The sequence below is a fragment of the Streptomyces sp. NPDC042346 genome, from assembly GCF_055581845.1.
On record NZ_JBVJEH010000004.1, the window covers coordinates 1 to 24,210 of the forward strand.

Sequence of the window (24,210 nt, forward strand, 5' to 3'; positions counted from 1 at the left end):
TCCGATTTCCTCGGTGCTTTCCGGTCCGTTTCGCTTTCGCGTCAGGCCCTTCCGGCGTTTCCGACTCTATCAGATCCTTTCGGCGTCTGACCCCCGGTCAGCGGGGTTTGTCTTTCCGGCTGTTGGGCCGTTCCGACGAGTGAGACTTTAGCGAATTCCTGCCTCCGACGCTAATCGGGCGGCTTGCGCTCAGACCTTCGAACGCGGATTCCTCATTTCGCAAAAACACACGAAAAGCCAGACGGCACGGCAAAGCGTCGTCAGCTTCTGTAGGTCTTGCGGAATGGCTGTCCGGGGCCGACCGGGGCCGGTGCTCACGTCGGACAACTCGGAGAACACTACGGACCGGGTAATCCCGTGTCAACCCCCGTCCTCGGGCGTAGGCTCTCCGTATGAGTACGCATGCGCACACCACCCAGTGGTGGGCCGCCTGACCGGCGGCCCGCACTCGCGCATGCACCAAGCGGCCGCCGTCTCGGCGGCCGTTCGCGTATCCCCCTCCGGGAGCCGGGCCGTCGGGCCGGCGGCCCGTAGTCGAGGGAGAAGGAACGCGATGACGAGGATCTTCAGCGGGGTCAAGCCCACCGGGCATCTGACGCTGGGCAACTACCTCGGGGCCGTACGGCGGTGGGTCGAGGTCGATCAGCATCGGGCGGAGGCGCTGTTCAGCGTCGTGGATCTGCACGCGCTGACCGTGGAGCACGATCCGGGGCGGGTGCGGCGGCTCAGCCGGCAGGCGGCGACGCTGCTGCTGGCCGCGGGGCTGGACCCGGAGCTCTGCACGCTGTTCGTCCAGAGTCATGTGGACGAGCACGCCAGGCTCTCGTATCTGCTGGAGTGCACGGCCACGGACGGCGAGCTGCGGCGGATGATCCAGTACAGGGAGAAGAGCGTGCTGGCGCGGGCCGCCGGGGAGGGTGTGCGGCTGTCGTTGCTGACGTATCCGGTGCTGATGGCGGCGGACATCCTGGCGTACGGGACCGACGAGGTGCCGGTGGGTGAGGACCAGACGCAGCACGTGGAGCTGACCCGGGACCTGGCGGTGCGGTTCAACCAGCGGTACGGGCACACGTTCACCGTGCCGAGGGCGACGCGGCCGCGGGTGGCCGCGCGGGTCATGGATCTCCAGGACCCCACGTCGAAGATGGGGAAGTCGCACGCGAACGGGGCCGGGATCGTCTATCTGCTGGACGACGCGGAGACCGTGCGGCGGAAGATCATGCGGGCCGTGACCGACAGCGGGCGGGACGTGGAGTACGACCGGGACGTCAAGCCGGGGATCGCAAATCTGCTCGATCTGATGGCGGCCGCGACGGATGGGAACCCCGAGGAGCTGGCCGGTGTATATCCATCGTACGGAGCGTTGAAGAAGGACACGGCGGACGCTGTCGTCGAGCTGCTGAGGCCCCTGCGGGAGCGTCATGCCGAGCTCGCGGTGGATCCGGGCCATGTGGATCAGGTGCTACGGGACGGGGCCGAGCGGGCCCGGGGGATGGCGCGGCCGTTGGTGGACAGGGCCTATCGCGCGATCGGGTTGTTGCCCGCGGGGTGACGGAAGGCGCTGCGGTAGTCGCGTGGGCTGGTGGCGAGGTGCGAGGCGAAGTGCTGGCGCATCGTGACCTCGCTGCCGAAGCCCGCGCGGCGGGCCACCTCGGGGAGGGGGTGGTCGGTGCGTTCGAGGAGTTTCTGAGCGGCGGCGACGCGCTGGGCGATGAGCCAGTGCAGGGGCGTGGTTCCGGTGGTGGCCTGGAAGTGGCGGGCGAAGGAGCGGGGGGACATGCCGGCGTGGGCCGCGAGGCTCGCGACGGTGTGGGGCTCGTCGAGGTGGGCGAGGGCGTGGGCGCGGACGGCGGCGAGGGTGTCGGCGTCTCGGTCGGCGCGTGGGGTGGGGTGCTCGATGAACTGGGCCTGGGTGCTCGTGCGGAAGGGGGCGGTGACCATGGAGCGGGCGACGGTGGCGGCGGCTTCGGCTCCGTGGGCGGTGCGGACGAGGTGGAGGCAGAGGTCGATGCCGGCGGCGGTGCCGGCCGAGGTCCAGATGCCCGAGTCCTCGACGAAGAGGGCGTCGGGTTCGACCTGGATCGCGGGGTGGCGGGCGGCGAGGGTCTGGGCCAGGTGCCAGTGGGTGACGGCGCGGCGGCCGTCGAGGAGTCCGGCGCGGGCGAGGACGAAGGCGCCCGCGCAGAGCGAGGCGACGGGGATGCCGGCGGTGTGGGCGCGGCGGAGGGCGTCGAGGACGGGGGCCGGGAGGTCGGCGTCGGGGTCCTCGATGCCGGGGACGAGGACGAGGTCCGTGGTGGTGAGCTCGTCGAGCCAGGCGAGGGGGCGGTCGGGGGTGAGGGTGAGTCCGCCGCGGAGGGGGACGGGGGTGTGCGGGTCGGTGGCGACCCTGCGGAGTTCGAAGGGCGGGACGCCGCGGAGGGTGCGGTCGCTGCCCCAGACCTCGCTAATGACGGAGACGTCGAACGCTCGGATGCCGGGGAAGGAGAGGAGGGCGATGCGCTGGGGGCGGGGTGCGGGGGTCGGCTCCACGGGTGGCAGTAAACCATCGATCGCCGGCATTCATCCCTCTGGGAGCGAGTGCTGTGCGGCGGCAGGATCGTCGGTATGGAGATCGCGGAGAACGCAGCGCTGGTGGTCGTCGACGTGCAGAAGGGCTTCGAGGAGGAGTTCTGGGGGAAGCGGAACAACCCGGCCGCGGAGGAGAACATCGCGGCGCTGATCGACCTGTGGCAGGAGACGGGGCGGCCGGTCGCCTTCGTGCGGCACGACTCCCTGGGCTCGGGTTCGCCGCTGCGGAAGGGGTACGTGGGGAACGACTTCAAGGACTTCGTCGAGGCGCGGCGGGGGAAGGGTGCGGGCCCCGAGCTGTTGGTGACGAAGTCCGTGAACTCGGCCTTCTACGGTGAGCCGTCGCTGGACGGGTGGCTGGCCGGGCTGGGCGTCGCGCAGATCGTGATCGTCGGGATCCAGACGAACATGTGCAACGAGACGACGGCCCGGATGGGCGGGAACCTCGGGTACGAGGTGGTGTTCCCGCTGGACGCGATGCACACGTTCGACCTGGAGGGGCCGTTCGGCTGGTCGCGGACGGCCGACGAGCTCGCGCAGGCCACGGCGGTCTCGCTGCACGGGGGAGGGTTCGCGAAGGTCGTGACGGCGCGGGACGTGGTGGAGGGGGCTTCGGCTTCCGCCGGGGTGCGGTGACCCCGGCGGGCGGGCGTCAGCTGTTGCCGGAGGCGAGTTCGCGGCTGCGGTCGCGGGCGGCTTCGAGGGCGGCGATGAGGGCGGCCCGTACGCCGTGGTTCTCCAGCTCGCGGATGGCGCTGATGGTGGTGCCGGCCGGGGAGGTGACGGCCTCGCGGAGCTTGACGGGGTGCTCGCCGCTGTCGCGGAGCATCACGGCGGCGCCGATCGCGGCCTGGACGATGAGGTCGTGGGCCTGGGCGCGGGGCAGGCCGAGGAGGATGCCGGCGTCGGTCATGGCCTCGACGAGGAAGTAGAAGTACGCCGGGCCGGAGCCGGAGAGGGCGGTGGCCGCGTCCTGCTGGGACTCGGGGACGCGGAGGGTCTTGCCGACGCCGCCGAAGATCTCCTCGGTGTGGACGAGGTGCGCGGGGGTGGCGTGGCTGCCGCCGGAGATGACGGACATGCCTTCGTCGACGAGGACGGGGGTGTTGGGCATGACGCGGACGACGGGGGTGCCGGTGGTGAGGCGGTCCTCGATGAACGAGGTGGGGATGCCGGCGGCGGCGCTGATGACGAGGCGGTCCGCGGCGACGTGGGGGGCGAGCTCGTCGAGGAGGCGGCCCATGTCCTGGGGCTTGACGGCCAGGATGAGGGTGTCGGCGCGCTTGGCGGCCTCGGCGTTGGTGACGGCCTCGACGCCGTAGCGGGCGTGGAGTTCCTCGGCTCGTTCGCTGCGGCGGGCGGTGACGAGGAGGTTCGCGGGGCGCCAGCCGGCACGGATCATGCCGCTGAGGAGCGCTTCACCGATCTTGCCGGTGCCGAGGACTGCGACGGTCTGGGTCATGGCTCTGTTCACCTCGCCGGAGGGGGGTACGTGTCGTCATCCTTTCACCGGCGGGCGGGGCGGTGCGCGGGTGTCCGAGGGGCGGTCATGCCGTGCGGCGGCGGAGGGTGGCCGCGCCGAGGCCGAGGACGAGGACCGCGCAGCCTGCGACGACGAGGGCGTCGCGGACGAAGTCGCCGGTGATCTCGGGGTGGCGGAGGACCTGGTTCATGCCGTCGACGGCGTACGACATGGGCAGGACGTCGGAGATCGCTTCGAGGGCGGGGGCCATCCGGTCGCGCGGGGTGAAGAGGCCGCAGAGCAGGAGCTGGGGGAAGATCACGGCCGGCATGAACTGGACGGCCTGGAACTCCGAGGCGGCGAAGGCGGAGACGAAGAGGCCGAGGGCGGTGCCGAGGAGGGCGTCGAGGAGGGCGACCAGGAGGAGGAGCCAGGGGGAGCCGACGACGTCGAGGCCGAGGAACCAGACGGCGAGGCCGGTGGCCAGGGTGGACTGGAGGACGGCGAGGAGGCCGAAGGCGAGGGCGTAGCCGGCGATGAGGTCGGCCTTGCCGAGGGGCATGGCGAGGAGGCGTTCCAGGGTGCCGGAGGTGCGTTCCCTGAGGGTGGCGATGGAGGTCACCAGGAACATCGTGATGAGCGGGAAGATGCCGAGGAGGGAGGCGCCGATGTTGTCGAAGGTGCCGGGGCTTCCGTCGAACACGTAGCGGAGCAGGAAGAGCATCAGGCAGGGGACGAGGAGCATCAGCGCGATCGAGCGGGGGTCGTGGCGCAGCTGACGCAGGACGCGGGCGGCGGTGGCGAGGGTGCGGGCGCCGTTCATGAGCGGGGCTCCTCGTGGGCGGGTGCTGGTCCGGGGTGGCCGGCTCGGGCGGCGGCCGCGTCGACGAGGTGGAGGAAGGCCTGCTCGACGGTGGCGGTGTCGTTGCGGCGGCGGAGGGCTTCGGGGGTGTCCTCGGCGAGGATCTCGCCCTCGCGCATGAGGAGGAGGCGGTGGCAGCGTTCGGCCTCGTCCATGACGTGGGAGGAGACGAGGAGCGTCGTCCCGCGGTCGGCGGCGATCTGGTGGAAGAGGTTCCACAGGTCGCGGCGGAGGACGGGGTCGAGGCCGACGGTGGGTTCGTCGAGGACGAGGAGCTCGGGGGTGCCGAGGAGGGCGACGGCGAGGGAGACCCTGCTGCGCTGGCCTCCGGAGAGCCTGCCTGCGAGGGCGTCGGCGTGCGAGGTGAGGTCGACGTCGGTGATGGCCCGGTCGACGGCTGTGCGGCGGTCGTGGCGGAGGGCGCGGCCGGGGAAGAGGACGGCGGCGAAGTAGTCGAGGTTCTGGCGGACGGTGAGGTCGTCGTAGACCGAGGGGTCCTGGGTGACGTAGCCGATGCGGGAGCGGAGGGCGGGGTCGCCCGCGGGGCGTCCGAGGACCTGGAGGGTGCCGCCGACCTTGGCCTGGGTGCCGACGATCGCGCGCATGAGGGTGGTCTTGCCGCAGCCGGAGGGGCCGAGGAGGCCGGTGATGCGGCCGGACGGGACGGTGAAGTCGAGGCCTCGGAGGACGGTGCGTTCGCCGCGGACGGCGGTGAGGGAGTGCGCGGTGATGGCGGCGGTGGCGTCGGCTGCCCGGGCCGGTTCCGTCGAGCCTGTCGCGCCCGTCGGGGAATTCATCATGTGATGAATAGTGCTCCTGGGGGTGCCGGCCGTCAAGCATCCGGGCGCGGCTGACGGGGGCGGGGGCGAGGCGGGGTGGGGGTGGGGATGCGCGTGGCGGCGTGGGCGCTTGCGCCGGGGTTACTTGCGCTTGGGCTTCTTGCGGGCGGCCGGGTTGCCCGTGCGGGTGCCGCGGCGCTTCTCGTACTGGGCGCGGGACGTCTCGTACTCCGCGCGGCGCAGCTTCTCGCCGGGCGCCTCGGTGAAGCAGCGGAAGAAGTAGGCGAGCAGCGAGCCGATGAAGCCGATCGCCTTCAGGCTGCGCAGGGACTCCTCGCGGCCGGGGTCGGCGGGCCGCCGGAGGAAGTTTTCCCAGGTCTTGCGGAAGGCGATGGCGCTGCAGACCGCGAACATGACGACGACCAGCATGTTCACGAAGCCGCCGATGTCCGCGATCTCCAGGCCCTCGTAGGCGAAGCGCAGCACGAAGCAGGCCGCGACGGCGGCGGCCAGCGAGCCGGCGGCCACGCCGACGCGGCGCAGCGCGTAGTGGCCGGTGTGGTCGACCCAGGTCGTACCGAAGAAACGGATCTCCTCGGGCTGCGGGCCGCCTGCCGTCGTGCTGGGGGTCTGCTCCGGGCCGGGGGTCTGCTCGTCGTCGCTCACGAGGTCGATTATCCCCGGAGCGGAGGAGGAGGGCCTCAGGCGCAGCGCGGTGCGACGTAGCCGTCGCTCCCCGTCTTCACGTAGGCGTCGGAGATGTACTCGCCCGGGGCGATGTTGTCCCAGAGGTTGGTGGTGCCGTACGGGCCGTTGACCCATTCGCCGGGCTTCTGGCAGTGGATCGGCACCGTGGAGCCGGCGGCCAGCGACCGGACGATCGGGTACTGGGTGCTCGGGCCCGAGCGCACGTTGACGCGGTAGCCCGGGGCGAGCGCGTAGCGCTTCACCGCGCTCGTCGCCGTCGCCGTCAGGTCCGCGGTGACCTGCTTGTCGTCGGTTCCCATCGTGTCCTCCCCCTGTGGCGCAAAAGCGCTACGCCGAGTTTCACTCTCTGCGACGCGCAGGCTAGCAAGCCCCTCCGACATCGCGGGCACCATGGACTAGGCTCCGTCGGGTCGCGCACGCGCGTGATGTGACGGGGAATCACACGGGGGTGGGCGATGCCACCGTTGCGCAGTACCGGTGCCGACCGGGATGCGGAGGGGCCCGAGTACGCGGGCGACTACCGTCTCCAGGCGTGTCTGGGGTCCGGCGGCATGGGAGTCGTCCACCTCGCCGCCTCGGCCTCCGGCCTGCGGCTCGCGGTCAAGGTCGTGCACGCTCGGTATGCGGAGGACCCCGAGTTCAGGGCCCGTTTCCGCCAGGAGGTCGCGGCCGCCCGGCGGGTGAGCGGGGCCTTCACGGCGCCGGTCGTCGACGCCGACCCCGATGCCGTACGCCCCTGGATGGCCACGCTCTACGTGCCCGGGCCGACCCTCGCCGACCAGGTGAAGCGGAACGGCCCCCTGTCCCCCGCCGAACTGCGCCGGCTCACCGCCGGGCTCGCGGAGGCGCTGCGCGACATCCACCGCGCCGGGGTCGTCCACCGGGACCTCAAGCCCAGCAACGTCCTGCTCACCGACACCGGCCCCAAGGTCATCGACTTCGGCATCTCCCGGCCCGTCGACAGCGACCTGCACACCGAGACCGGCAAGCTCATCGGGTCGCCGCCCTTCATGGCGCCGGAGCAGTTCCAGCGGCCGCGCGAGGTCGGGCCCGCCGCGGACGTCTTCGCGCTGGGCTCGGTCCTCGTGCACGCGGCGACCGGACACGGCCCGTTCGACTCCGACAGCCCGTACATCGTGGCGTACCAGGTCGTCCACGACGAGCCGGATCTGTCGGGCGTGCCGGAGGAGCTGGCGCCGCTCGTCGCGCGCTGCCTCGCCAAGGACCCCGCCGGGCGGCCGACGCCCGCCGAGATCATGTCGGGGCTGCTGCCGCCCTCGTACGAGCCGGAGGCGTTCATACCGGCGCAGCGGCGGCGCCCCACGCTGCCGGAGGGCGGCGAGCCCGGTGTCTCTCCCGCCTGGGACGCGGACACGCCGGTACGGACGACCACCGTGGCACCCCCGCGCCGCCGGCGTCCGCGGATCCGGCCGCGGCTGACCGCCGCCGTCGTCGCCGTGCTCGCGCTGACCGGCGCGGGGCTTTACGGGGCGCTGAGCACGCCCGCCGACGGCGGGCCCGAGACGCCCGCCCGCCCGGACGAGGTGGCCACGGCCTTCGCGGGCTGGCGGACATCGCTCCAGGAGCGGGGCCCGACGGCCGCCCCCGCCTGCGCGCACGGCGGCGGCGCGCTGTACTGCGTGGCCCGGGGCGTCGGCATCGCCCGGCTCGACCCCGTCACGGGCCGGGTCCTCTGGTCGCGGACCACGCCCATCGACTCGGAGACCCCGACCTCCCCCGTCCTCCTGGCCGACGGCCTCGTCGGCGCCGCCGCGCCCACGGGCCCGCTGCGGGCGTACGCGGCCGGCGGCGGCGCGCCCGGCTGGAGCGTCGCCGAGACCGAGGGCGCCCCCGAGCTGTACCGGGCGGCCGGCAGCGCCGTCGTCCTGTCCGACGGACGGGGCGGGTTCCGGGCCCTCGACAGCCACAGCGGGAAAGAGCTCTGGCGGCACGGCCTGACCGGTTTCGGGGTCCCGCAGCTCGGCGCGTACGACGCCCCTTCCGGGCTGCTGTCGGTCGCCGAGACCTCGGCCGACGGGACGAGCACGCGGGTCGGCACGGTCCGCCCCCGGACCGGCGAGGTGGTCTGGCAGCGGAACCTGGACGGCGATCTCGCCCCGCTGGGCCGCACCGGCGACGGAGCGCTCCTCCTCGCCGACCACTACCAGGACCCGCTGATCGACGGCCTGGTCCTGCTGGGCCCCGACGGTTCGGCGGACTCCGTACGGCGCCTGGCTCTGCCCCACCGGATCGACGTCAGGGGCGTCGCCGTGCGCGGCTCGGTCGTCCACATCCTCGACGCGAACGGGCACCTCACCGCCTTCGACACCGCCCCGCCGAAGGGGCAGGTGCTGTGGGAGCTGGAGACGGGCGCCGGAAACGTCTCCGTACCGGTCCTCGGGGGCGACGACCGCCTCTACTTCTCCGTCCAGGACGGGCGGCTGCTCGCCGTCAACACCAAGCGCGGGGCGCTCATCGGCCAGACCCGGCCGCGGCTGCGGAACGGGCGGCTCGGCTACGCGCCCCTGGTTCCGGAGCCGCTGGTGGCCGGGGACCGGGTGTTCGGGACGGCGCCCGACGGCTCCGTCTTCGCGGTCGACGCGCGCGAGCCCGAGTCCTGGTGAGGCGATAGGTCGGGCGCGCGTCCTGGTGAGGCGGTAGCCGGGCGCGAGTCCTGGTGAAGCGGTAGGACGGGCGCGCGTCCTGGTGAGGCGATAGGACGGGCGCGCGTCCTGGTGAAGCGGTAGGACGGGCGCGCGTCCTGGTGAGCCGGTAGGACCCGTACGCACGACGGCGGGGAGTGGGTGTCGTACCCGCTCCCCGCCGTCGTTCGTCTCCCGGGCTCAGCCCAGCTTCGACACGTCCCGGACCGCGCCCTTGTCCGCGCTCGTCGCCATCGCCGCGTACGCCCGCAGCGCCGCCGACACCTTGCGCTCGCGGTTCTTCGGCGCGTACACGCCGTTCAGCGCCTCGCGGCGGGCCGCGAGGGTGGCCTCGTCGACGAGGAGCTCGATCGTGCGGTTCGGGATGTCGATACGGATCCGGTCGCCGTCCTCGACGAGGGCGATCGTGCCGCCCGAGGCCGCCTCCGGGGAGGCGTGGCCGATGGACAGGCCCGACGTACCGCCGGAGAAGCGGCCGTCCGTCACCAGCGCGCAGGTCTTGCCCAGGCCCCGGCCCTTGAGGAAGGAAGTCGGGTAGAGCATCTCCTGCATGCCCGGGCCGCCGCGCGGGCCCTCGTAACGGATGACGACCACGTCTCCGTCGGTGACCTGCTTGTTGAGGATCTTCTCGACGGCCTCGTCCTGCGACTCGCAGACGACGGCCGGGCCCTCGAAGGTCCAGATCGACTCGTCGACGCCGGCCGTCTTCACGACACAGCCGTCCACGGCCAGGTTGCCGCGCAGGACCGCGAGGCCGCCGTCCTTCGAGTACGCGTGGGCCGCGTCGCGGATGCAGCCGCCGGCCGCGTCCACGTCCAGCGCCTCCCAGCGCTCGGACTGCGAGAAGGCGGTCGCGGAGCGGACGCAGCCGGGGGCCGCGTGGAACAGCTCGACGGCCTCCTCCGACGGGGAGCCGCCGCGGACGTCCCAGGCGTCCAGCCACTCCTTGATGGAGCGGGAGTGGACCGAGTGGACGTCCTCGTTGAGGAGGCCCGCGCGGTAGAGCTCGCCGAGGATGGCCGGGATGCCGCCCGCCCGGTGCACGTCCTCCATGTAGTACGTGCGGTCCTTGGCGACGTTCGGCGCGACCTTGGCCAGGCAGGGCACCCGGCGCGAGACCTCGTCCATGTCGGACAGGCCGTAGTCGAGCTCGGCCTCCTGCGCGGCGGCCAGCAGGTGCAGGATCGTGTTGGTCGAGCCGCCCATGGCGATGTCGAGCGCCATGGCGTTCTCGAAGGCGGCGCGGGTCGCGACCGCGCGCGGCAGGACGGAGGCGTCGTCCTCGTCGTAGTACCGGCGGGTGATGTCGACGACCGTGCGCGCGGCGTTCTCGTACAGCGCCTTGCGGCCGGTGTGGGTGGCGAGCAGCGAGCCGTTGCCGGGGAGGGAGAGGCCGATGGCCTCGGTCAGGCAGTTCATCGAGTTGGCGGTGAACATGCCGGAACAGGACCCGCAGGTCGGACAGGCGTTCTCCTCGATCCGGAGCATGTCCTCGTCCGAGATCTTCGGGTTCACCGCGTCGGACATCGCGTCGACCAGGTCGAGCGTGCGGACGGTGCCGTCGACCAGGACCGCGCGGCCGGACTCCATCGGGCCGCCGGAGACGAAGACCGTCGGGATGTTGAGGCGCAGGGCGGCCATCAGCATGCCGGGGGTGATCTTGTCGCAGTTGGAGATGCAGATCAGGGCGTCGGCGCAGTGCGCCTCGACCATGTACTCCACGCTGTCCGCGATCAGGTCGCGGGACGGGAGGCTGTAGAGCATGCCGCCGTGGCCCATCGCGATGCCGTCGTCGACGGCGATCGTGTTGAACTCGCGGGCGATGCCGCCGGCGGCCGTGATGGCCTCGGAGACGATCCGGCCGACCGGCTGGAGGTGGGTGTGGCCGGGGACGAACTCCGTGAAGGAGTTGGCTACGGCGATGATGGGCTTCCGGCCGATGTCCGCGCCGGGTACACCGGAGGCGCGCATAAGGGCGCGTGCGCCCGCCATGTTGCGGCCGTGGGTGACTGTGCGGGACCTCAGCTCGGGCATCGTCGCTCGCTCCTCGTGATGGGTGTGCTTGCCTTCGAGCGTACGCTGACGCTCCAAGATCTGGACAGCCTGTCCGTATGACGGACGGCATGTTCAGCTTTCGGTCAGGTTCCGGCGGTTGCCGTCGGGTGACGCTCTCAGCTCTCGGTCAGGTACCGCTGGAGCGTCGGGGCCACCTGGGCCACGATCTCCTCCGGGTCGGCCGAGGCCAGCGGCTCGACCTCGATCACGTACCGCAGGATCACGATCCCGATCATGTGGGAGGCGGCCAGCTCCGCCCGGAAGCTCGGGTCCGGTACGTCGAGTTCGGCCGCGATCCGCTCCAGGAGGCGGCGGAGCACGAAGGTCCGCAGCACCTTCGCCGCGGCCTCGTGGGTCAGCGCGGAGCGGACGATCGCGAGGAGCGGGGCGCGGCTGACCGGGTTCTCCCAGACGCCGATGAAGAAGCGCGCGAGCCGTTCGCCGATGGCCTCGCGCGGGCCTCCCAGGATCGCCGGGACGACGAGCGCCGGCTCGAAGGAGACCTCGATCGCGGCGGCGAAGACCTCGTCCTTCGTACCGAAGTAGTGGTGCACGAGCGCCGGGTCCACACCGGCCGCCTTGGCGATGCCGCGGACCGAGGCCTTGTCGTACCCGCGCTCGGCGAACTGCGTACGGGCCGCCTCCAGGATGCGCTCGCGCGCGCCCGGTCCGCTGTCCTCCCCGGTACGGGACGGGCGGCCGCGCCGGCGCGGGGCCGGTTCGGTCATGGGCGCGGGACCCGGGTGGGGCGGCCCGCGGCGGACGCGAGGTGGAGGCGGGTGAAGGCCAGGGCCTCGGCGAGGTCGGCCTCGCGTTCGGCGGCTGACATCGCGCGGCGGGTGTTGACCTCGATGACGACGTGGCCGTCGAAGCCGGTGAGCGCGAGCCGCTCCAGGAGTTCGGCGCAGGGCTGCGTGCCCCGGCCCGGGACCAGGTGCTCGTCCTTGGCGGAGCCCTTGCCGTCGGCGAGGTGGACGTGGCCGAGGCGGTCGCCCATGCGGTCGATCATCGCGAGGGCGTCGGTGCGGGCGGTCGCGGTGTGCGAGAGGTCGACGGTGAAGTGCCGGTAGTCGTCCTTCGTGACGTCCCACTCGGGGGCGTACGCGAGCACCTCGCGGTCCTTGTACCGCCACGGGTACATGTTCTCGACGGCGAACCGGACGTCCGTCTCGTCCGCCATCCGCCAGATGCCGGTGACGAAGTCCTTCGCGTACTGCCGCTGCCAGCGGAACGGCGGGTGCACGACGACCGCCGACGCGCCGAGCTTCTCGGCCGCCGCCCGCGCGCGCTGGAGCTTGACCCACGGGTCGGTGGACCAGACGCGCTGGGTGATGAGGAGGCAGGGGGCGTGGACGGCCAGGATCGGGACCCGGTGGTAGTCGGAGAGGCGGCGCAGCGCCTCTATGTCCTGGCTGACCGGGTCGGTCCACACCATGACCTCGACGCCGTCGTACCCGAGGCGCGCGGCGATCTCGAAGGCCGTCGCCGTCGACTCCGGATAGACCGAGGCCGTCGACAGGGCGACCTTCGCATCCGGGATGCGCACCACTGGTTCTGCCACCCCGACAGGGTACGGGGCGGGCCGGGGGCCCGGGAGGTGGTTCCGGTCACGCCGGTGCGGGGGCGGGTGGGCGCGGGGGCCCGGCCGGGGGGAGTGGGGTGCCCGGCGGGGGGCGGGGGGGAAGTGGGGTGCTCGCGCGGCGGAGGGAGTGGGGTGCTCGGCGGCGGAGGGAGTGGGGGCCGGCGGCAAGGGGGAGTGGGGCCCGGCGGCGGAGGAAGTGGGGGCACGCGCGCGCCGCTTCCCGCCCCCCTCCGCTCCTCCCCCGGCCTACTCCTCCGGCAGGTGGTCCAGGCGGCGCAGGATCACGCCCTCTCGGAGCGCCCACGGGCAGATCTCCAGCTCCTCCACCCCGAGCAGGTCCATCGCGCCCTCCGCGACGAGCGCGCCCGCGAGGAGCTGCGGGGCGCGGCCCTCCGAGACGCCCGGCAGCGCCGCGCGCTCGGGCACGGTCATCGCCGCGAGGCGCGGGACCCACTCCTCCAGGGACTTGCGGGACAGCACGCGCTGGACGTAGAGGCCGTCCCCCGAGCCGGGCGCGCCGGCGATCCTGGCGAGCTGCCTGAAGGTCTTGGAGGTGGCCACGACGTGGTCGGGGCGGCCGAAGCGGCTGAACTCGCCGACCGTACGGGCGATCTGGGCACGGAGGTGCCGGCGCAGCGCCTTCACGTCGGCGGTGTCGGCCGGGTCGCCGGGCAGCCAGCCCGAGGTGAGCCGGCCCGCGCCGAGCGGCAGGGAGACCGCCGTGTCCGGGTCCTCGTCGATGCCGTACGCGACTTCGAGGGAGCCGCCGCCGATGTCGAGGAGGAGCAGCTTGCCGGCGGACCAGCCGAACCAGCGGCGGGCGGCGAGGAAGGTGAGCCGGGCCTCCTCCTCGCCGGTGAGGACCTGGAGGTCGACCCCGGTCTCGTCCTTGACCCGGGCGAGGACGGCGTCGGCGTTGGTGGCCTCGCGCACTGCCGAGGTCGCGAAGGGCAACACCTCCTCGCACCCCTTGTCCTCGGCCGCCAGGAGCGCGTCCCGGACGGTCGCGATGAGCCGCTCGACGCCGTCGGGCGCGATCGCGCCCCGCTCGTCGAGAAGCTCGGCGAGCCGCAGCTCCGCCTTGTGGGAGTGGGCGGGCAGGGGGCGGGCGCCGGGGTGGGCGTCCACCACCAGCAGGTGCACTGTGTTCGAACCGACGTCGAGGACTCCGAGTCTCATGGGCGGAACGCTACTGGTCCGGCCCGCATACGCTTGGCGTTGTGCCAAAGACGAAGCAGGCGAAGCCGGGCAAGGACAGCAGCGGTGGGACCGGTGTGAAGGCCGGTAAGGCCGGTAAAGCGGAGAAGGCCGTGAAGAGCGCCAAGAAGCGGGGCAAGGGCGTGGAGCCGGACGAGAAGGGGCTGGACTTCGCACGGGCGTGGGTCGAGTTTCCCGACCCGGCCGACGAGGAGCAGGTGTTCCGCTGCGACCTGACCTGGCTGACCTCGCGCTGGACGTGCGTCTTCGGCAGTGGCTGCCAGGGCATTCAGGCGGGCCGGGCCGACGACGGCTGCTGCACGCTGGGCGCGCACTTCTCCGATGAGGACGACGAGAAGCGGGTCGCGTCGCACGTGGCCCGGCTCACGCCGGAGCTGTGGCAGTTCCACGACGTCGGTACGGACTCGGGCTGGGTGCAGCTCGACGAGGACGGCGACCGGCAGACCCGCCGCTGGGAGGGGTCCTGCATCTTCCAGAACCGTCCCGGTTTCGCGGGCGGCGCGGGCTGCTCGCTGCACATCCTGGCCCTCAAGGAGGGCAAGGAGCCGCTGGAGACCAAGCCGGACGTGTGCTGGCAGCTGCCGGTGCGCCGGACGTACGACTGGATCGAGCGGCCCGACGACACCAAGGTCCTCCAGGTGTCGATCGGCGAGTACGACCGCCGGGGCTGGGGGCCGGGCGGCCACGACCTGCACTGGTGGTGCACCTCGGCCACCTCGGCGCACGGGGCCGGGGAGCCCGTCTACGTCACGTACCGGCCGGAGCTCACGGAGATGATGGGCCAGGAGGCGTACGAGGTCCTGGTCGGGCTGTGCGAGGCCCGGCTGGCCTCGCAGCTGCCGCTGGTGGCCCCGCACCCGGCCGACCCGGTCTCTTAGCCGGCTGGTCGGCTCGGCCCTTTTGGGCCGAGCCGACCAGGTCTTTTGGCCGCCCCGGTCTCTCAGGGGCCGGACGGCGGCGGGTCGTCCGTCGTCGGCGGGGGTGTCCCCGGGTCCGTCGTGCCCGGGTCCGTCGTCGGCGGGGGTGTCGTCGGGTCGGTCGTCGGCGGGGTCGTCGGGTCCGTCGTCGGTGGCGGTGTGGTCGGCTCCGTCGTCGGCGGGGGTGTCGTCGGGTCCGTCGTCGGCGGGCTCGTCGGTGGTGTCGTGGGGGGCGTGGTCCCCGGGTCGGTCGTCGTCGGCGGGGGTGTGGTCGGATCCGTCGTCGGCGGGCTCGTCGGGGGCGTGGTCGGGTCGGTCGTCGTCGGGGGCGGCGTGCCCGGGTGCGTGACCGGCGGGGTCGTCGGCCCCTGTCCGTCGATCCTGACCACCGCGCCCGAGGGGTTCACGCCGACGCGGGCGCTCCACGCGCCCGCGGGCTCGCGCCCGTGGTCGACGCGGACGACGATCGTGACCGTCTCCCCCGGGCGGAGCGTGCCGGAGGCCCGGCTCACGTACAGCCAGGGGGCGTCCGTCCACAGGGACCAGGCCACGGGCGAGCCGCCGTCGGCGGTGAGCGTGAGCATCGTGAGGTCGCCGGAGCCGCGCGCGCCGACCGTGAGCCAGCCGGGGGCGGGCTCGCCGGGCCGTGAGGGTCCCGAGGAACCCGTGGGGCCGCCGGGGCTGACGACCTCGACCGAGACGTCGGGGGAGCGGCTGCCGCGGGTGAAGCGGGGCTCGGGGGTGGTGCGGGCGTTGCCCGCGTTCTCGTAGCGGTCGTACGGGCGGCCGTCCGGGTCCACCGGGTCGTCCGCCTCGCGCGCGCTGATCCTGGTCCCGTCCCGGGTGCCCTCGTCGGCGACCGGGGTGCCGCGGTACGAGGTCCACAGGGCGAGGACCGGGGCGGCCACGACGGCCGCGACGACGGTGGTCGTCACCGCGCGGGCCCGCAGCCGGTCGCGGCGGGCCGTGTGGTCCTTCGGGTCCATGGGGAAACCGGTCGGCGAGAAGCGCGGGGCGCCGGCACGCGCGCGGGGGACGTGCAGCATCGCCATGTACGCGGCGGCCCGGGGCGCCTCGACGAGCGGCAGCCGGTCCGGCGGGAGGGCCGCGGCGCCGGGCCAGGGCCCGGCGGCGCCCACCCGCTCGGCGGCCCTGCGGCAGCGGGGGCAGTCGTCGACGTGCCGGACGAGTTCGGCGCGGAGGGCGGCGGAGAGGAGCACCCGGTGGTCGCCGGTGAGCCGGGCGACGGTGGGGCAGCTGCCGGTCTCGACGACGGCGAGGGCGGCGCGGGTCCGCTCCACCTCGCAGGCGGCCGTGGCGAGGAGCTCGCGGGCGGCGAGCGGGTCGAGGGAGAGCACGGCGGCGACCTGGCGGTGGCTCAGGCCGTGCCGGACGGCGAGCTCCAGGGCCTCGCGCTGCTCGGGGGTGGTGCCGGCGGCCTCGGGCCAGGCGAGCCGGGCCAGTTCGGCGCGGCGGCGCTCGGCGGTCTCCTCGGAGACCGGGGGCGGCTCGGGCGCGGTGACGGCGGGGCGGCCGGTGTGGGCGCCCTGGCGCTTGCGGCGCTGCTCGCCGAGGCTGCGCAGGCAGGCCCAGCGGGCGAGCGCGTACAGCCAGGCCGTACGGCCCTCCTCGTCGGAGGGGCAGCGGCCGTGGTGGCGCTCGGCGACGGCGAGGACGTCGCCGAGGACGGCGGTGGCCGTGTCGTGGTCGCAGAGCACGGAGAGGCAGTACGTGTAGAGGCCGTCGAGGGCGGCCTCGTAGCGGGCGGGGGGCCGCCGGCCGAGCGTGCGCGGTCCCTGTTCCGCTTCCGCGGCGCCGTGGTGCGCCCGGTGTGCGCCGGTGGTGCGTGTGGGGGAATCCAGCCTGCTGCTCGTCACGGGGCGACGGTAGGCAGGGCAAGGGGGACTCTTCGTACCGGTTGAACAGTTCTCATTCTTACGGGTGAAGCTATCGCTCGAAAGGGGACAGGAACCTCACATTCCGTCACTCGATCGAGGACGGGCTCGGGCCTGGCCGTCGCTGTCAGTGGGGGCCGCTACGGTGTGGACCATGGCTGCCCGTACGAAAACCGCCAAGGACCGGCCGTCCTACCGCTGCACCGAGTGCGGCTGGCAGACGGCCAAGTGGCTCGGCCGCTGCCCCGAGTGCCAGGCCTGGGGGACGGTCGAGGAATACGGCGCGCCCGCCGTCCGGACGACCGCGGCCGGCCGGGTCTCCACCGCCGCCGTGCCCATCGGACAGGTCGACGGCCGGCAGGCGACCGCCCGCTCGACCGGCGTCGACGAGCTGGACCGGGTCCTCGGCGGAGGCCTGGTGCCCGGCGCCGTCGTGCTGCTCGCCGGCGAGCCCGGCGTCGGCAAGTCCACGCTCCTGCTCGACGTGGCGGCCAAGGCGGCGAGCGACGAGCACCGCACGCTGTACGTCACGGGCGAGGAGTCCGCGAGCCAGGTCCGGCTGCGCGCCGACCGGATCAACGCGCTCAGCGACCACCTCTATCTCGCGGCCGAGACCGATCTGTCGGCCGTCCTCGGCCACCTCGACGCCGTGAAGCCCTCGCTGCTGATCATGGACTCGGTGCAGACGGTCGCCTCCCCCGAGATCGACGGCGCGCCCGGCGGCATGGCGCAGGTCCGCGAGGTCGCCGGAGCCCTCATCCGGGCCTCCAAGGAGCGGGGCATGTCCACGCTCCTCGTCGGCCACGTCACCAAGGACGGCGCCATCGCGGGGCCCCGGCTCCTGGAGCACCTGGTCGACGTCGTCCTGAGCTTCGAGGGCGACCGGCACGCGCGCCTGCGCCTCGTCCGGGGCGTGAAGAACCGGTACGGGGCGACCGACGAGGTCGGCTGCTTCGAGCTGCACGACGAGGGCATCACGGGCCTGGCCGATCCGTCCGGGCTCTTCCTGACCCGGCGTGACGTGGCCGTGCCGGGCACCTGTCTGACGGTCACCCTGGAGGGCCGCCGGCCTCTCGTCGCCGAGGTCCAGTCGCTGACCGTGGACTCCCAGATCCCCTCCCCGCGCCGGACCGTCTCCGGTCTGGAGACCTCCCGGGTCTCGATGATGCTGGCGGTCCTGGAGCAGCGGGGCCGGATCAGCGCGCTGGGCAAGCGGGACATCTACAGCGCGACCGTGGGCGGCGTGAAGCTCTCCGAGCCCGCCGCCGACCTGGCGATCGCGCTGGCCCTCGCCTCCGCGGCGAGCGACACCCCGCTGCCGAAGAACCTGGTCGCGATCGGTGAGGTCGGGCTCGCGGGCGAGGTCCGCCGGGTGACGGGCGTCCAGCGCCGGCTGGCCGAGGCGCACCGGCTGGGCTTCACGCACGCGCTGGTCCCGCCGGACCCGGGCAAGGTCCCGGCCGGCATGAAGGTGACGGAGGTCGCGGACATGGGCGACGCCCTGCTCGTCCTGCCGCGCGGCCGCCGCGCACCGCGCTCCAAGAGCGCGGAGGAGTAAGCCTGGGGACTGCCGGAGTGGGGGACTCGCGGCGCCGGAGTGGGGGACTCGCGGCGCCGGAGTGGGGGACTCGCGGCGTCGGAGCTGGGGAACCCACGGCACCGGAGCGCGGGACTCACGGCGCCGGAGCGGGGGGATTCGCGGCGTCGGAGTCGGGGTCAGGAGACGGCTGAGGTGTGGCCCGGGGGCTTCCCGAGGGGTAGACGAGGGAGCCTGAGGGGTAGGCGAGGGGGCACGACAGGGTCTCTTCGGGATCTTCCGCCGCACCCTTGACCGGCGCGCGGCGGAGGGTGGCGGGGTGGTGTCGCTAGACTTTGCCCTGGTCTCGCCCATCCGTACGAGCCGGAGGAGTGCAGTGGCAGCGAAGGACGGGGCAACAGCTCCCGGGAAGTCCGGCGCGGGCTCCGGCAATGAAGCGCTGATGCGTGCCGCCCTGAGCGCGGTCGCCCCGGGCACCGCGCTGCGCGACGGCCTGGAGCGGATCCTCCGGGGAAACACGGGCGGGCTCATCGTGCTCGGCCTGGACAAGACGGTCGACTCGATGTGCACCGGCGGCTTCGTGCTGGACGTCGAGTTCGCCGCGACGCGCCTGCGCGAGCTGTGCAAGCTCGACGGTGCGCTCGTCCTCGACAAGGACATCACCAAGATCCACCGCGCCGGCGTGCAGCTGGTCCCGGACGCCTCCATCCCCACCGAGGAGACCGGCACCCGCCACCGCACCGCGGACCGGGTCTCCAAGCAGTGCAACTTCCCGGTCGTCTCCGTCTCGCAGTCGATGCGGCTGATCGCGCTGTACGTGAACGGTGAGCGCCGGGTCCTGGAGGAGTCGGGCACGATCCTGTCCCGCGCCAACCAGGCACTCGCGACGCTGGAGCGGTACAAGCTCCGGCTCGACGAGGTGGCCGGCACGCTCTCCGCGCTGGAGATCGAGGACCTGGTCACGGTCCGGGACGTCACCGCCGTCGCCCAGCGACTGGAGATGGTGCGCCGGATCGCCACCGAGATCGCCGAGTACGTGGTCGAGCTCGGCACCGACGGACGGCTCCTGTCGCTCCAGCTCGACGAGCTGATCGCGGGTGTGGAGCCGGAGCGCGAGCTGGTGGTCCGGGACTACGTGCCCGAGCCGACGGCCAAGCGCTCGCGGACGGTCGCCGAAGCGCTCACCGAGCTGGACGCGCTCACCCACACCGAGCTGCTCGAACTTCCCGTCGTGGCGAGGGCCCTGGGCTACAGCGGTTCGCCCGAGACCCTCGACTCGGCCGTCTCGCCGCGCGGCTACCGGCTCCTCGCGAAGGTGCCGCGGCTGCCGGGCGCGATCATCGAGCGGCTCGTGGAGCACTTCGGCGGGCTGCAGAAGCTCCTCGCGGCGAGTGTCGACGACCTCCAGACCGTCGACGGCGTCGGCGAGGCCCGCGCCCGCAGCGTCCGCGAGGGCCTCTCGCGGCTGGCGGAGTCCTCGATCCTGGAGCGGTACGTCTAGGGCCTGTCCGGCCTTGATCCGCCGTACAGGCCCTGGGGCTCCGGGGCCTGTACGGGGAGCGGCGGCCGTCTGAATCCCGCGGGCCCGTTCCCGTGCCGTACGGCACGGGAACGGGCCCGGCTCAGTCCTTGGCCAGGGTGAACGAGGCCGGGGGCACCTTCGCGCCCGCCATCGTCGCCTCCACCAGGTAGGTCCCGGGGCCGGCCTGGCCCGCCGGGGCGGTGGCGCATCGCGGTGCGCTGCGCCCGCGGTCCCACTCCACGGTGTGGGTGACCGTGGCCCCCGCGGGGACGCTCAGGAGGAGCGGGTTGCCGGGGCGCGGGCAGTCGTCGGAGGCCCAGACCGCGTCGGCCTGCTTGTCACTGATCGTCAGGACCGCGCTGCGCGGGCCGAAGTCGGCCTTGCAGGCGGCCTTCGAGGTGTTCTTGGCGACCAGGTGGAAGCGGGGCTTCTCGCCGGCCTCGTAGGAGAGCTTGGCGCTGCGCAGCGTCAACTGGAGCGCTCCGGAGGGGCAGTTCGGGAGCGGAGAGTCGGCCGGAACCTGCTGCCCCGCGCCGGTGCCCGCGCCGCCGTCGCCGCCCGCGCCGTCGGTGTCGCCGTTCTTCCCGGTGCCGCCGGAGCCCGAGTCCGTACCGCCGTCGGCGCCCGAACCGGAGCCCGAGCCCGTGTCCGTACCGGAGCCGGCCGAGCCGCCGCCGTCACCACCGTCGCCGCCGCTGCCGCCGTCGCCCGACGTCTCGCCGGATTCGCCCGACTCGTCGCGGCCGCCGGGCTGTTGGCTGATCGCCGGGCCGGTGCCGGAGGGGCCGGGAGTGATCGAAGGGGGTGTGGGCGACGAGCCGTTGGCGGCGTCGTTCGCCTTCTTCCCGCCGCCGTCACCCGAGCTGACGGCCCAGACGGCGAGCAGCGCGAGAACCGCCACCAGGCACAGCGCCACCGCCCTCCGTCGCCAGTAGATGGTGGAGGGAAGCGGCCCGACCGGATTGCGCAAAGATCCCACGACCCGAACCTTACGAGAGATCCGGCTCAACTCCCGCCCCACCCGCCGCCCGAGGCGGCAAGTTTTGCCGATGATCACATCCGTCCGCGCCGGGAACTTTTCCGGAACAGGCCTGAAGCGGCGGGGAATCAGCGGGTTCCGGCGGGCCCCCCACTTTCGTCGGGGGTCGCTCTGGCCGTTGGCCCGGGGCGGCGGGCTCCTAATTCCGGTTAGCGTCGTCCACCATGGACTCCCTCCTCGACCTCTCCGATCGGCTCTACCTCGACGTCGCCGACTTCGCCCACTCCACCCCGCACTGGTTCCAGTGGCTCGCGGAGGTGTGGACCGAGGCAGGACTGCTGCTCTTCGGCGTGCTGTTCCTGGCCGGCTGGTGGCGCTCCCGTGACGGATCGAGCCGGATGATGGCGCTCGCGCTGCTCGCCCCGCTCGCCACCGCCTTCGGTTACGTGGTGAGCGAGGCGCTGAAGTCGCTGGTCGACGAGGAACGGCCGTGCCGCGCGGTCGTCGGGGCGCCCGCCGCGCTCGTGGAGTGCCCGCCGTACGGCGACTGGTCCTTCCCGAGCAACCACTCGGCCATCGCGGGCGCCGCCGCCATCGCGCTCGCCCTGTCCTGGCGCGGGATCGTCTGGCTGACCGTGCCCATGGCGCTGCTCATGGCGTTCTCCCGGGTCTTCGTCGGCGTGCACTACCCGCACGACGTGACCGTCGGCCTGCTGCTCGGTGCCCTGGTCGCCTTCGTCGTCATGCGGGCGGCGGAGCGGCCGGTGCGGTCCCTGGTGGAGACGGCGAGGTCGAGCCGGAGCTCGGCCGTCGTGTGGTGCGCGGGGCGCGGGCCCCGGGCGCACGCCGCGGCGCACTCCGCCGCGCACGCCTCCGTACACGCCGACCGGTCCGAGCGCGCGCGCCACGGCGCGCGCTGATCCCGCCGCGGACGTGCCAGGATCGGGGTGCCATGACTTCCATCGACACTCCCCCCGGTCCCCCGGCCCCCGTAGCTCCCTCCCTTCCCCCGGAGCTGCACGGGCCCGTCCTCGCCTGGTTCGACCGGCACGCCCGTGACCTGCCCTGGCGCCGTCCCGAAGCCGGAGCCTGGGGGGTGATGGTCAGCGAGTTCATGCTCCAGCAGACCCCCGTCGTCCGGGTCCTTCCGGTGTACGAGCAGTGGCTCGCGCGCTGGCCGCGCCCGGCCGACCTGGCCGCTGAGGCCCCCGGCGAGGCGGTGCGCGCCTGGGGCAGGCTCGGCTATCCGCGCCGGGCGCTGCGCCTGCACGCGGCGGCCACGGCCATAACGGAACGGCACCGCGGCGACGTCCCCCGCGACCACGGCCAGCTGCTCTCACTGCCCGGGATCGGCGAGTACACGGCGGCCGCGGTGGCCTCCTTCGCCTACGGGCAGCGGCACGCGGTCCTGGACACCAATGTGCGCCGGGTCTTCGCGCGGGCGGCGACCGGCGTCCAGTACCCGCCGAACGCGACCACGGCCGCCGAGCGCCGGCTCGCCCGGGCGCTGCTCCCGGAGGACGAGGCGACGGCCTCCCGCTGGGCCGCGGCCTCGATGGAGCTGGGCGCGCTCGTGTGCACGGCGCGCAACGAGGACTGCGGGAGCTGCCCGATCGCCGAGCGCTGCGCGTGGCAGCTGGCGGGGAAGCCGGCGCACGACGGCCCGCCGCGGCGGGGCCAGACGTACGCGGGCACGGACCGGCAGGTGCGGGGCCGGCTCCTCGCGGTGCTGCGCGAGTCGACGGATCCGGTCGAGCAGGCCGCTCTGGACGCGGTCTGGGACGAGCCGATGCAGCGGACCAGGGCCCTGGACGGCCTGGTCGCGGACGGTCTCGTCGAGCCTCTGGAGGGCGGGCGCTACCGCCTGCCGCTCTCCTGACGCGGCCGCCGCGAAACCTTCTCCGTTCCCGCTGTTACACAACCGATGGGTAGCCGTGCGTCCACCGACGGCTGCCCCGCACAGCCCCGTGACAACTCCTCCGTAGCGTCGTCCACGACACGAGGAAATGGCTGGTCACGGGGATGGAGGCGGTTCGGATGAGGCACGGAGAGGTGCTCGACTTCGAGGAGTACGTACGCACGCGGCAGGACGCGCTGCTGCGCAGTGCCCGTCGTCTCGTCCCCGACCCGGTCGACGCCCAGGACCTCCTCCAGACCGCGCTGGCCCGGACGTACGGCCGCTGGGACGGCATCGCCGACAAGTCCCTCGCCGACGCCTACCTGCGCCGGGTCATGATCAACACCCGTACCGAGTGGTGGCGCTCCCGCAAGCTCGAAGAGGTGCCCACCGAGCAGCTGCCCGACGCGAGCGTCGACGACCCGACCGAGCAGCACGCCGACCGGGCCCTCCTCATGGACATCCTGAAGGTCCTCGCGCCGAAGCAGCGCAGCGTCGTCGTCCTCCGTCACTGGGAGCAGATGAGCACCGAGGAGACGGCGGCGGCGCTCGGGATGTCGACGGGTACGGTGAAGTCGACGCTCCACCGCGCGCTGGCCCGGCTCCGCCAGGAGCTGGAGAGCCGCGACCTCGACGCCCGCGCCCTGGGGCGTACGGGAGAGCGGGCGGACGTACGAGGTGACGAAGGGGGGCGGGGGCGGTGCGCGGCCTAGACGCCGATTCCGACGACGGCAGAGAAACCGACGGCAGAAGAGCCGACGGTAGAGAAACCGACGGCGGAGAACCCGGCGGCAGAGGCAGCGGCGGCGACCGGGACGGCACCGGGCGGCGCCGCCCTCGCCGTACGGTCAAGGCGGCGAGCGTCACGGCGGTGGCCGGGCTCGTCGCCGTCGGGCTGTCCGTGGCCGCCTGCTCCACCGGCGGCACGGGTTCCCGCGACGAGGGCGCGGCCCGCGTCGACGAGACCGCGGCGGCGGCGCCCAGCCCCTCCTCCCCCGCCGCGCCCAGCGGTCCGCAGTCCGCCGAGCGCGTGGATCCGATCGCGCTGCTCAAGGCCGACCCGAAGATCGGCGAGCGGCTCAAGGACGATCTGAAGCCCTGCGTCGCGGACGCGTACCCGGTGGACGCCTCCTACGGCAATCTCACCGGCAGTGCCGCTCCCGATGTCGTCGTCAATGTGATGACCTGCGGTGATGCCGTCGGCATCGGCACGTACGTCTACCGGAAGCAGAGCGACCGGTACGTGAACGTGTTCATGGCGGAGGACGCGGCGGTCTACGCCACGATCGACCGGGGCGACCTGATCGTCACCAAGCAGGTGTACGCGAAGGGCGACCCGGTCGCGTATCCCTCGGGCGAGGACGTGATCACGTACCGCTGGGCGGGGAACCGGTTCACCCAGCACGACTGGGTGCACAACGACTACAGCCGCGCCGTCGGGGACGGCGAGGCCGCCGTGGAGCCGGCGCCGAGCGAACCCGCCTCGAACTGAGTCCCGCCTCCACCACAGCAGCACCACACGGCATCACCGCAGCACCGCAGCACCGCAGCACCGCAGCACCG

At 73.3% G+C, this 24,210-nt stretch carries 22 protein-coding genes; 10 read left to right on the forward strand and 12 right to left on the reverse strand.

Going from position 1 to position 24,210, the window contains the following annotated elements; genetic code table 11:
• Nucleotides 1–553 precede the first annotated feature (553 nt).
• Entirely contained in the window at nucleotides 554–1,552 is a 999-nt protein-coding gene (trpS, locus tag ACZ6K0_RS17740) for a tryptophan--tRNA ligase (RefSeq protein WP_469230645.1), read from the forward strand.
• Here the strand turns inward: trpS and ACZ6K0_RS17745 are convergent.
• Nucleotides 1,519–2,562 carry a GlxA family transcriptional regulator gene (locus ACZ6K0_RS17745; protein WP_469230647.1) on the reverse strand — a complete coding sequence of 348 codons (1,044 nt, stop codon included), beginning with the start codon at nucleotides 2,560–2,562 and terminating at the stop codon, nucleotides 1,519–1,521. The two genes, trpS and ACZ6K0_RS17745, sit on opposite strands and share 34 nt — an antisense overlap.
• A 45-nt stretch (nucleotides 2,563–2,607) precedes the next feature.
• Between ACZ6K0_RS17745 and ACZ6K0_RS17750 the strand changes: the two genes are divergently transcribed.
• Nucleotides 2,608–3,207, forward strand: coding sequence for a cysteine hydrolase family protein (locus ACZ6K0_RS17750; RefSeq protein ID WP_376413469.1), 600 nt, complete (start codon nucleotides 2,608–2,610; stop codon nucleotides 3,205–3,207).
• A 16-nt stretch (nucleotides 3,208–3,223) separates the two neighbouring features.
• Here the strand turns inward: ACZ6K0_RS17750 and proC are convergent, their stop codons facing one another.
• The 5 genes from proC to ACZ6K0_RS17775 all read right to left on the reverse strand — a co-directional run bounded on the left by proC (nucleotide 3,224) and on the right by ACZ6K0_RS17775 (nucleotide 6,681).
• On the reverse strand, nucleotides 3,224–4,033 hold the full coding sequence (gene proC / locus ACZ6K0_RS17755; protein ID WP_376413471.1) for a pyrroline-5-carboxylate reductase: 810 nt from the start codon (nucleotides 4,031–4,033) through the stop codon (nucleotides 3,224–3,226).
• An 85-nt stretch (nucleotides 4,034–4,118) separates the two neighbouring features.
• Complete coding sequence (locus tag ACZ6K0_RS17760; RefSeq protein ID WP_376413472.1) at nucleotides 4,119–4,856, reverse strand: ABC transporter permease; 738 nt, start codon at nucleotides 4,854–4,856, stop codon at nucleotides 4,119–4,121.
• On the reverse strand, nucleotides 4,853–5,695 hold the full coding sequence (locus ACZ6K0_RS17765) for an ABC transporter ATP-binding protein (RefSeq protein WP_469230649.1): 843 nt from the start codon (nucleotides 5,693–5,695) through the stop codon (nucleotides 4,853–4,855). Before ACZ6K0_RS17765 ends, ACZ6K0_RS17760 begins: the two co-directional genes overlap by 4 nt.
• A 120-nt stretch (nucleotides 5,696–5,815) precedes the next feature.
• Entirely contained in the window at nucleotides 5,816–6,340 is a 525-nt protein-coding gene (locus ACZ6K0_RS17770; RefSeq protein WP_376413474.1) for a hypothetical protein, read from the reverse strand.
• A 35-nt stretch (nucleotides 6,341–6,375) separates the two neighbouring features.
• Nucleotides 6,376–6,681 (reverse strand): SH3 domain-containing protein, encoded by a 306-nt coding sequence (locus ACZ6K0_RS17775; protein WP_376413476.1) that lies wholly within the window; start codon nucleotides 6,679–6,681, stop codon nucleotides 6,376–6,378.
• A gap of 156 nt (nucleotides 6,682–6,837) precedes the next feature.
• Here ACZ6K0_RS17775 and ACZ6K0_RS17780 point away from each other — a divergent pair, with 156 nt between their 5' ends.
• Nucleotides 6,838–9,006, forward strand: a complete 2,169-nt coding sequence (locus tag ACZ6K0_RS17780; protein ID WP_469230651.1) for a protein kinase domain-containing protein — start codon at nucleotides 6,838–6,840, stop codon at nucleotides 9,004–9,006.
• Nucleotides 9,007–9,225: 219 nt separating this feature from the next.
• Here ACZ6K0_RS17780 and ilvD read toward each other — a convergent pair whose 3' ends face one another.
• The 4 genes from ilvD to ACZ6K0_RS17800 form a co-directional block, all read right to left on the reverse strand.
• Nucleotides 9,226–11,079: a dihydroxy-acid dehydratase gene (gene ilvD / locus ACZ6K0_RS17785; protein WP_376413480.1), complete on the reverse strand. Its 1,854-nt coding sequence runs from the start codon at nucleotides 11,077–11,079 to the stop codon at nucleotides 9,226–9,228.
• 137 nt (nucleotides 11,080–11,216) lie between these two features.
• Entirely contained in the window at nucleotides 11,217–11,828 is a 612-nt protein-coding gene (locus ACZ6K0_RS17790) for a TetR/AcrR family transcriptional regulator (RefSeq protein WP_376413482.1), read from the reverse strand.
• On the reverse strand, nucleotides 11,825–12,661 hold the full coding sequence (locus tag ACZ6K0_RS17795) for a sugar phosphate isomerase/epimerase family protein (protein ID WP_376413484.1): 837 nt from the start codon (nucleotides 12,659–12,661) through the stop codon (nucleotides 11,825–11,827). Before ACZ6K0_RS17795 ends, ACZ6K0_RS17790 begins: the two co-directional genes overlap by 4 nt.
• 267 nt (nucleotides 12,662–12,928) lie before the next feature.
• Complete coding sequence (locus ACZ6K0_RS17800) at nucleotides 12,929–13,861, reverse strand: Ppx/GppA family phosphatase (RefSeq protein WP_376413485.1); 933 nt, start codon at nucleotides 13,859–13,861, stop codon at nucleotides 12,929–12,931.
• A 41-nt stretch (nucleotides 13,862–13,902) separates the two neighbouring features.
• Between ACZ6K0_RS17800 and ACZ6K0_RS17805 the strand changes: the two genes are divergently transcribed.
• Nucleotides 13,903–14,778, forward strand: coding sequence for a DUF3109 family protein (locus tag ACZ6K0_RS17805; RefSeq protein ID WP_469230654.1), 876 nt, complete (start codon nucleotides 13,903–13,905; stop codon nucleotides 14,776–14,778).
• A 62-nt stretch (nucleotides 14,779–14,840) separates the two neighbouring features.
• Here the strand turns inward: ACZ6K0_RS17805 and ACZ6K0_RS17810 are convergent, their stop codons facing one another.
• On the reverse strand, nucleotides 14,841–16,694 hold the full coding sequence (locus ACZ6K0_RS17810; RefSeq protein ID WP_469230656.1) for a BACON domain-containing protein: 1,854 nt from the start codon (nucleotides 16,692–16,694) through the stop codon (nucleotides 14,841–14,843).
• Between the two features lie 172 nt (nucleotides 16,695–16,866).
• Here ACZ6K0_RS17810 and radA point away from each other — a divergent pair, with 172 nt between their 5' ends.
• Both radA and disA read left to right on the forward strand, forming a co-directional pair.
• Nucleotides 16,867–18,270: a DNA repair protein RadA gene (gene radA / locus ACZ6K0_RS17815; RefSeq protein ID WP_376413489.1), complete on the forward strand. Its 1,404-nt coding sequence runs from the start codon at nucleotides 16,867–16,869 to the stop codon at nucleotides 18,268–18,270.
• 355 nt (nucleotides 18,271–18,625) lie between these two features.
• Nucleotides 18,626–19,750: a DNA integrity scanning diadenylate cyclase DisA gene (gene disA / locus ACZ6K0_RS17820; RefSeq protein ID WP_376413491.1), complete on the forward strand. Its 1,125-nt coding sequence runs from the start codon at nucleotides 18,626–18,628 to the stop codon at nucleotides 19,748–19,750.
• A gap of 121 nt (nucleotides 19,751–19,871) precedes the next feature.
• Here disA and ACZ6K0_RS17825 read toward each other — a convergent pair whose 3' ends face one another.
• Entirely contained in the window at nucleotides 19,872–20,750 is an 879-nt protein-coding gene (locus ACZ6K0_RS17825) for a hypothetical protein (RefSeq protein WP_376413493.1), read from the reverse strand.
• Nucleotides 20,751–20,974: 224 nt separating this feature from the next.
• On the opposite strand from ACZ6K0_RS17825, the gene ACZ6K0_RS17830 reads away from it, so the two are divergent.
• From ACZ6K0_RS17830 to ACZ6K0_RS17845, 4 genes are all read left to right on the forward strand, one after another.
• A complete protein-coding gene (locus ACZ6K0_RS17830) occupies nucleotides 20,975–21,670 on the forward strand; it encodes a phosphatase PAP2 family protein (protein WP_376413495.1) in 696 nt (231 codons plus the stop codon).
• A gap of 32 nt (nucleotides 21,671–21,702) precedes the next feature.
• Nucleotides 21,703–22,629: an HhH-GPD family protein gene (locus tag ACZ6K0_RS17835; protein WP_376413497.1), complete on the forward strand. Its 927-nt coding sequence runs from the start codon at nucleotides 21,703–21,705 to the stop codon at nucleotides 22,627–22,629.
• Between the two features lie 158 nt (nucleotides 22,630–22,787).
• Complete coding sequence (locus ACZ6K0_RS17840) at nucleotides 22,788–23,360, forward strand: SigE family RNA polymerase sigma factor (protein ID WP_376413499.1); 573 nt, start codon at nucleotides 22,788–22,790, stop codon at nucleotides 23,358–23,360.
• Nucleotides 23,348–24,139, forward strand: coding sequence for a hypothetical protein (locus ACZ6K0_RS17845; RefSeq protein WP_469230659.1), 792 nt, complete (start codon nucleotides 23,348–23,350; stop codon nucleotides 24,137–24,139). The genes ACZ6K0_RS17840 and ACZ6K0_RS17845 overlap by 13 nt, the downstream gene beginning before the upstream one ends.
• The last annotated feature ends 71 nt before the right edge of the window (nucleotides 24,140–24,210 follow it).

What these genes read in the sequence shown, in the direction of transcription:
- trpS (WP_469230645.1), top strand. Translation starts at nt 554, where the DNA reads ATGACGAGGATCTTCAGCGGGGTCAAGCCCACCGGGCATCTGACGCTG.
- ACZ6K0_RS17745 (WP_469230647.1), bottom strand. Translation starts at nt 2,562, where the DNA reads ATGCCGGCGATCGATGGTTTACTGCCACCCGTGGAGCCGACCCCCGCA.
- ACZ6K0_RS17750 (WP_376413469.1), top strand. Translation starts at nt 2,608, where the DNA reads ATGGAGATCGCGGAGAACGCAGCGCTGGTGGTCGTCGACGTGCAGAAG.
- proC (WP_376413471.1), bottom strand. Translation starts at nt 4,033, where the DNA reads ATGACCCAGACCGTCGCAGTCCTCGGCACCGGCAAGATCGGTGAAGCG.
- ACZ6K0_RS17760 (WP_376413472.1), bottom strand. Translation starts at nt 4,856, where the DNA reads ATGAACGGCGCCCGCACCCTCGCCACCGCCGCCCGCGTCCTGCGTCAG.
- ACZ6K0_RS17765 (WP_469230649.1), bottom strand. Translation starts at nt 5,695, where the DNA reads ATGATGAATTCCCCGACGGGCGCGACAGGCTCGACGGAACCGGCCCGG.
- ACZ6K0_RS17775 (WP_376413476.1), bottom strand. Translation starts at nt 6,681, where the DNA reads ATGGGAACCGACGACAAGCAGGTCACCGCGGACCTGACGGCGACGGCG.
- ACZ6K0_RS17780 (WP_469230651.1), top strand. Translation starts at nt 6,838, where the DNA reads ATGCCACCGTTGCGCAGTACCGGTGCCGACCGGGATGCGGAGGGGCCC.
- ilvD (WP_376413480.1), bottom strand. Translation starts at nt 11,079, where the DNA reads ATGCCCGAGCTGAGGTCCCGCACAGTCACCCACGGCCGCAACATGGCG.
- ACZ6K0_RS17790 (WP_376413482.1), bottom strand. Translation starts at nt 11,828, where the DNA reads ATGACCGAACCGGCCCCGCGCCGGCGCGGCCGCCCGTCCCGTACCGGG.
- ACZ6K0_RS17800 (WP_376413485.1), bottom strand. Translation starts at nt 13,861, where the DNA reads ATGAGACTCGGAGTCCTCGACGTCGGTTCGAACACAGTGCACCTGCTG.
- radA (WP_376413489.1), top strand. Translation starts at nt 16,867, where the DNA reads ATGGCTGCCCGTACGAAAACCGCCAAGGACCGGCCGTCCTACCGCTGC.
- ACZ6K0_RS17830 (WP_376413495.1), top strand. Translation starts at nt 20,975, where the DNA reads ATGGACTCCCTCCTCGACCTCTCCGATCGGCTCTACCTCGACGTCGCC.
- ACZ6K0_RS17835 (WP_376413497.1), top strand. Translation starts at nt 21,703, where the DNA reads ATGACTTCCATCGACACTCCCCCCGGTCCCCCGGCCCCCGTAGCTCCC.
- ACZ6K0_RS17840 (WP_376413499.1), top strand. Translation starts at nt 22,788, where the DNA reads ATGAGGCACGGAGAGGTGCTCGACTTCGAGGAGTACGTACGCACGCGG.